Source organism: Actinomadura roseirufa, assembly GCF_900659635.1.
In the GTDB taxonomy this organism is placed as follows: domain Bacteria; phylum Actinomycetota; class Actinomycetes; order Streptosporangiales; family Streptosporangiaceae; genus Spirillospora; species Spirillospora roseirufa.
In genome coordinates, this window is the sequence record NZ_CAACVB010000083.1 from 23,616 (window position 1) to 30,413 (window position 6,798).

Annotated in this window: 6 protein-coding genes; 1 reads left to right on the forward strand and 5 read right to left on the reverse strand. The window is 68.6% G+C overall.

Annotated features, from left to right (window positions below; genetic code table 11):
• The first annotated feature begins 144 nt into the window (after positions 1-144).
• Complete coding sequence (locus E1291_RS19015) at positions 145-426, forward strand: hypothetical protein (protein WP_131739172.1); 282 nt, start codon at positions 145-147, stop codon at positions 424-426.
• Here E1291_RS19015 and E1291_RS19020 read toward each other — a convergent pair.
• From E1291_RS19020 to E1291_RS19040, 5 genes are all read right to left on the reverse strand, one after another.
• Positions 423-626, reverse strand: a complete 204-nt coding sequence (locus E1291_RS19020) for a hypothetical protein (RefSeq protein ID WP_131739173.1) — start codon at positions 624-626, stop codon at positions 423-425. The genes E1291_RS19015 and E1291_RS19020 overlap by 4 nt on opposite strands.
• Before the next feature lie 354 nt (positions 627-980).
• Positions 981-3,053: a methyltransferase, FxLD system gene (gene fxlM / locus E1291_RS19025; protein ID WP_131739174.1), complete on the reverse strand. Its 2,073-nt coding sequence runs from the start codon at positions 3,051-3,053 to the stop codon at positions 981-983.
• A gap of 44 nt (positions 3,054-3,097) precedes the next feature.
• Positions 3,098-4,159 carry a lanthionine synthetase C family protein gene (locus E1291_RS19030; RefSeq protein WP_131739175.1) on the reverse strand — a complete coding sequence of 354 codons (1,062 nt, stop codon included), beginning with the start codon at positions 4,157-4,159 and terminating at the stop codon, positions 3,098-3,100.
• Complete coding sequence (locus tag E1291_RS19035) at positions 4,156-6,141, reverse strand: lantibiotic dehydratase family protein (RefSeq protein ID WP_242614237.1); 1,986 nt, start codon at positions 6,139-6,141, stop codon at positions 4,156-4,158. The genes E1291_RS19030 and E1291_RS19035 overlap by 4 nt, the downstream gene beginning before the upstream one ends.
• 118 nt (positions 6,142-6,259) lie before the next feature.
• A complete protein-coding gene (locus E1291_RS19040) occupies positions 6,260-6,448 on the reverse strand; it encodes an FxLD family lanthipeptide (RefSeq protein WP_131739177.1) in 189 nt (62 codons plus the stop codon).
• Positions 6,449-6,798 lie beyond the last annotated feature (350 nt).

The following is a 6,798-nucleotide window of genomic DNA, read 5'->3' on the forward strand; positions in this document are numbered from 1 at the left end:
ATTCTGGAACAGCGCCGATCTGGCCATGACGAATGCAGCGTGCAGTCGCGCTCAAAGGTGCAGCAGCGTCGCTCTACGACCAAGACCAGATACTTCTAGCGCGTCACTGAACTGTCGCCTCTGCCATTTCGGCAGTTGGCGACCGTGGCGGAGGAGGTCGCGTGCGGCGTGGCCTTCTGCTGCGACAGCGACCCGTTGGGCAAGACCGACGACGGCCGAGCGAGCGGCGGGGGTCTCGCAGCATCCAGCGGCATCGACTGTGGCCACGCCCTGACGGATATGGATCAGAGTCACGGTGCGGGTCTGCCAGGAGGCGGCAACCGCTTCACCACCGGGCAGCGCTTCGACGGCCGCGGAGCCGCTCACGGTGTCGGCGAGCGCGATTGCGTGGTCGCGTACGACTGGATCCATCGCCCCGCTGCCTAGGGCAGGCCCGTCAAGACTCGGTAGCCCGTCGACGAAGCGCCGGTGAACGCGGCGGTCAGATGCGTTATCGACGCCGCTGCGATGGCTTGCCCTGGCCCGGACGTCTCGGCCATGGTGAGCTGGGTGCAGATCTTAGGGTGGTGGTCGTTGCTCTGGCGCAGCGGGGCCAGGTCGATTTCGTGGTCGCCGATGATGGCCATGCCGCGTTGCTGAGCGGCGTGGTAGAGCCGTTGGAGGCCCCTCAAAGGCATCGTCGCCGTCGGCTTCGTGGGTGAGGATCCGGGCGACGTTGATCAGCGACATCACGGCGGTTTCCTGGTCGAGGCGCCCGGCCCTGGAAAGACTTGGTGCTGTCGCCGGCACAGGTCGATGGCGAGGTCGGAGAGGCCGATGTCGCTGGCGATGAGGGCGGCGAAGTTGGGGACGCTGCATGCGCTGACTACCAGTGTTGGTTATCCACGCCCAGCGGTTGAACGGTAAGCGCGGTGAGTTCGGTCATGCGGTCGGCGAGGGGTAGGCCGGGTGGCTTTGGTCGGCAGACCTGCGGGAGCCGACTATCGCGGGTTCATCACGCTGTTCTCTGGCCACATCCAGTCGACGACGAGGCGGCTGTGGGTCTTGTCGATGATGAAGTGCAGGTCGGCGGCCTTCAGGAGTTCGCGGTGGGGGGCGGTGGCCATGCGGAAGTTGGGCTCGGGTGCGCTGTTGCCGTAGTCGCTGTTCCACTCGACGATGGCGGAGGCGACCTGGTCGGCGAGGTTCTGGCCGCCGGTGCCGTGGCCGATGACGCCGATCTCCCAGTAGCGGCTGTTGCTGTCTTGGCCTTCGCGGATGGTGAGGTAGGCGAGGGCTTCGCCGTCGAGTGCGGCCATGGATCCCCAGCCGAAGTGCGGGGTGAAGCCGGGACGTTGGCCGGGCATCCGGGACAGGCCGTTGGGAAGGGTGCAGGCGAGCCATAGGTAGAGCCACTGCCAGTGTGAGCCCTGCCCGAACTTCACGCCGGTGTAGATCTTGTGGGCGGGGGTGTCGAGGATGGTGCGCATCGCTTCCCGGTCGACGTCCTGCTCGCTGAAGGTTTCCAGCCGGACGTTGCCTTCTCCGTCGTGGTGGACGAGGGTGTAGATGTCGTCGCAGACGCCCTTGCGCAGGGGGACGAAGGTTGCCATCTCGCACGACACGGCCTTCCAGGTGTCGCCGTCGGCTTCGAAGGCGAAGGAGCGGGAGATGCTGCCGCGGATCCGCATCGGGATGACCAGCCGGCCGCCGGGAGCCAGTTGCGCGAGCACTGTGGCCGGGACGTCCGCCGCGCCGACGGTGAACTGGATGCGGTCGTAGGGGCCATGGGCGGGGAGCCCTTCCGCGCCGTCTGCCAGCAGCGCTGTGACATTGCGGGCTCCGGCGCGGATCAGGTTGGCGGCGGCGGTGGCGACCAGGTCGGGGTCGACGTCCACGGTCCACACTGTGCCGCCGGGTTCGGCCAGGCGGCCCAGGAGGGCTGCGTTGTAGCCGGTGGCGGCTCCGGCCTCCAGGACGTTGTCGCCGGGCCGGACGCCGAGCTGCTCCAGCTGGGCGGCCACGATCGACGGCGCGGAGATACAGGAGATCATCTCGCCGGCACCGTCGTGCTTGATCGCGACGGCGTCATCGTTGTAGGCGGCTTGGAGATCAGCGTCCGGCACGAACGTGTGGCGTTCGGTATCGCGGAACGCCTTGATGATCGCTGGTGTGCGGAGGTTGCCGGACTCGGTGAGCCTGGTGACCAGGTCGGCGCGCAGTTCGGCGGGGTCGGTGGTGGTGATGGTGGGCTCCATGGTCGCGAGGTTAGGGAAGGTGTGGCTGGGCCGGCCGGTGGACACGGCGGACGGCTGGTCATCTGCGAAGACGACCTGCCAGGCCAGCCAGGCGGCGGCGGATTGCTCGCTGACCGGCACGGCGGCCCGGTTGAAGGCGAAGACGATGTGGTGGGCCAGAACGGCGCGCAGACCGCGTGTCAACAGGCCGTGGTGGGCGAGCCGCGCGAGACGACGGCCGACGTCGGTGTAGGCGGCGACGCGCTCGGGCCAGCCCGGCTCGGTGGTGTCTCGCTGAGCGGCGTCGGCGTTCATGAGGCGGCGCATGGCCGCGACTGCCGCATCGCGGGTCGCGGGGTCGGGCGGGTTGATCGCCGGGCGGTAGCACGCGAACCTCGCCCACACGTCGCCGATCTCAAAAGGGTCGAGGCCGGCAGCGCGGTGCATGGCCGACAACAGCAGGACGCAGCGTTCCCGGGCGTGGGGGCTACCTGTCTCGGCCAGGGCCGCTGGGCTGTCGGCGCAGAACAGGTCGTGGGCGACGGCCATACCGGCCGTCCCGCCGAAGGCGTCGGTCTCGGGCTCGTAGACGCCTCCGACCCAACCGTCCACCACCTGGTCGGCGACCAGCCGGTCCAGGAGGGCGTCTGCGGGCCGGTCGGTGCGCAGGCGGAGCATCCCTTCCTTACGCAGGAAGTGGAATCGGTGACCGGACAAGGCGGCAGCGAGCGCGGCAGCGGCCTGCGGACTTACTCCGTCGCCGCCAGAGAAGGAGATGGCGGTGTGCCACCAGCCCTTCTCGGCGAGGAGGGGAAGGTTCTCGTCGTTCCAGTCCATGCGTCGTGCCTGCTCCTGCCTCGGTGAAGTGGGTCGTGGGTGGTTCAGGCGATCAGCAGGGCGCGCGTCCAGCCGGTGGTGTGCGTACCGTTCAGTGCCAGCCGGGCCCCGGCGCGGCCTTCGAGCAACCCCGGTTTGGTCAGCTCACCGATTCCGCCGGCCACCCGTCGGCGCAGGTTCTCGATGTGGATGGCGAAAGGGTCAGGCTCTGGGCTGTCGGCGGCGATGGCCCTCGTCACGGTCAAAAGCCCAGACCAGCCGTGGCAGAGGGACGCATCAGTGATCAAGCTGAGGCGGGTGGGGTCGGCTAGCGCAGCGAGCACGCTGTTCTCGGCGGCTTGCCTGCGCGCCGGATCGGCGAGGGCGATCGCTGCCAACTGGTGGGAGCGAGCGATGCCCAGCGCCCCGTAGCACCATGACGGGCGTAGCGGAGCAGGGCGCGGATGCTCGCCGGCCGACAGTTGCTCACGACTGGTCCAGTAGGCGCCCCCGTACCGGTCGAGCCAGCCTGCGAACTCGTTGATCGCCCCTTCGTATCCGTCAACGTGGACGCCGCGGCTGGAGGCCAGCGACAGCAACGCCAGCGGTCCCGCGATGCCGTGCGCCATGCCGTTGTTGCCGTGGCCGTCGGTCATCTCCTTATGCCCGGGGAGGTCCAGCGACCACCATCCAGGTAGTGCCCCGGCGTCGGTGTGGACCGGCCGTGCCAGCGACACCAGGTAGGCCAGCACCTCCTTTAGCAGCGACGACGAGCCCCTCCGGGCCAGCAGCAGCGCTCCCAGTCCAGTGATGCCCCGGATGAGGTCGAACTCGGCCAGGTGCGGGAGCCGTGCTGATTCGCGCCGCTGACGGGCTGCGGCCAGCCGGTAGGCCACGACACGGTCGACGGCGGCCTGGACGCCGCGATCGGTACGGCCAGCGCAGCCGAGTACGAACTCCAGCGCCGGAGCGCCGTGAAACAGGGAAGCGTTCGCGCCGGTACTGACGCCGCCGGCGACCGCCTCGGCCAGCAGGGGCCGCGCAGCAGCGAGGTCACCGCCCTCGATGTGCAGTAGCGCCACACCGAGGGCGCCCTCGGCCAGAGCTTGCGCTTGGGGCGGGTTCATCGGCTCGACCTCAGCGAGACGACGATGCTGTGCGCCCGCCCGTCGATCCAGCCATCGGCATCCGGGGGCGGCGCGTCGTAGAGAATCGCGGCAGGGGTTGCGCCGAGGTGGGAACGGAGCAGGTCCAGATGCAGGTCCTGGGTGAGATCGAGAAACAACTGCTGATCGTCCACGGCCAGCAGCACACAGTCGGGCACCCCTGCTCGGGTCCGCCAGGCGTGCAGCCGCTCAGCCCATCGCTCCAGGGGCGCCACGCGGCCGGGCAGATCCCGTGCCCGCAGCTGCCATCGGGCGGCGACGAGAATGCTGCGCCGGTAGTGCAGCGCCGGAGTGAACGGCAGCGTCCAGGCGGCGCCCCAGTCGAACCACGTCACCTGTGGCGTGGCTGCGCGGCTGATCTCGGCCAGGAACCTGACCAGCGGCGGCGTGTAGTTGTTCCACACGAAATTGATCGCTGTCGGGGCCAGCAGCTCCAACCGCTCCCCGCTGGCTGCCACGGCAAGATAGAGGTGTCCGCCGCGAAGGCCGACGACCAGATCGGCGGGGAAAACGACGTTCTCCTCGCTGTGCCTGAACTCGCCGACGCTGACCAGCCTCGGCAGAGTCTGTGGCGCACGGGTGAGCAAGTCGGCCTGGACGTGAGCGGGATGGAACGACAACTGCGCCAGCTGAGCCTCGGGATCGACGGTGGGAAGATCGGTGAGTTCTGCGGCGGCGTCGGGAAGCAGATGCCAGAACCGGCCCGTCATCGTGCCGGCCGCGCGGGAGACGGTGTGGACGCGGATGCGAAAGTCGCCCTTATCGAGCGCCGGTAGCGACCGGGCTTGGACCTGCGCGCACAGTTCAAGGTGGGGCGCGGGGATCAGAGGCGGTTCGCCCGCAGCGGCCTGCAACTCCTCGACCATCGACTCAGAGAGAATCACCGCGCGGCGCCCTTGGATCGCGGCGGTGCCGGCGAGCTCCAACAGCAGCCGGTCGCGTCGCGACATCGGCCGCGGCGGCTCGGACATCGAGCCGAACCCCTCAGGTAGACCCAACCCGTGATCCGGATCTGTCAGTTGCTCCACGCCGACCTCGGCGCCCTCACCCCACCTGGCAGCGAACCGTTCGGTATAGCGACGCCACGCCGGAGTTCCCGTTGGATACGTGGCGAGCCTAGCCAGGACTGTCGTCGCGGTCTCCATCTCGACCGCGACCGTCTCCGGCAGCCGTACCTCGGCATCCAACCGCACGTCCACCGCTGCCGCCCGCACGTGAGGGCCCAGGGCACCGGTGGGCAGAGCGTCCGCTGGGTCGACGATGGTGGCCGCGGCACGCAGCGCCGACAGCAATAGGCGGGTCCGCAGCAGTTCCGAGATCAGCTCAGCCCGGCGGCGCTCGTCCACCATCGGGAACTCGGCGGCGAGCTTGCCCACCAGAGCCGAATGCGGGATCGGTGACCTGGCCGCCTCAAGCACCAGCGCCACCGCGGGAGTCAGCGCCAGCGAGAACTCCGAGGCGCCCGCAGACGGAACGTGCACACGCCCACCGCGCACGCGAGCCAGGTTGTTGACGCGCACCTCGACGTCAGCCATCAACGCCCCGTCTGCCTCCCACACGCTGATCGCCGAGTCCAATGATTCGGGGTCCCGTCGGCGGAAGACTTTATGGTCGTCTCCGACGCGCGCGAAGGATGTGTCACCGAACTCGATTAGGCCAACGCCCGCGAAAAGGCCGAACGGTGTGGGGCGGTGCGCGTATCTGAGCGAGTACCGCGCGAGCGCCAGTGCAGCACGCCGCGCTCGGCGATCATTCAGCACTTGCCCGTCCAGGATCGCCTCTATCTGTCGTGCCAGGTCTGGGCTGGCGCCGGTGACCGTATTCCGGAAGGCCTTGTCGGCCCAGACCGGGGCAAGCCAGGACCGCCACTGCTCGGTGGAGCTATCGGGCCCGGGCCACATGGGAAGGGCTGGAGCCGAAAGGTTCACCGCTGCGCGCAGCATTCCGACGCCAGCGTGCCGGTATAGCCTTCGCCGTGACCGCGTCATCACCCACTCCATTCCTGGGCCGGTTCCCGGGGTAGAAGGAGGCCGTGGGCTTGGCAGGTCCACGGCAGCCGGCCTACGAGGTCGTGCAGGCGCTGGGGCAGGAGCTTCCGCAGTTGTCGCTGGTGCTGCACATCAGTACCGTCTCGGCCGCCGGGGTGTTCTCGATGAAGGTGATGTCGAGGTCGAACGGGTCGAAATCCGCTCTCGCCCCGGCGTCCGCATCTGCCACGGTGGCCTGCTGCCTGGTGATCGGGTTGCTCATCCTTCTGTGCTCCTTGTGTTGAGAAGTACTGACAAGGGATCCCAGTCGGCGCCTTTGCTCTCGTTCAGCCGTCACGGCCGCGAGCTCGGCCCACTGTGGAGGAGTCCGCTGTAGATCGGTGTTGCCTTGGCTGTGCGGCCTTTGCCGACGTCAGATCGTGGTGAGGTGGTGGGGACGAATCCCGCGGGGAGGGAGAACTCGGGTTCCCCGAGGGCACGCCAGCACAGGCGGGGGCCGGTGAAGGCGGCGCGTGTCGACGACGGGTGAAAACTGACCCCCAGGCGACGGCTGGAATCTGACCCCTCTCACTGTGTGGAGGGTGATCAGGGTGGAGGACTGGGCGGAGATCC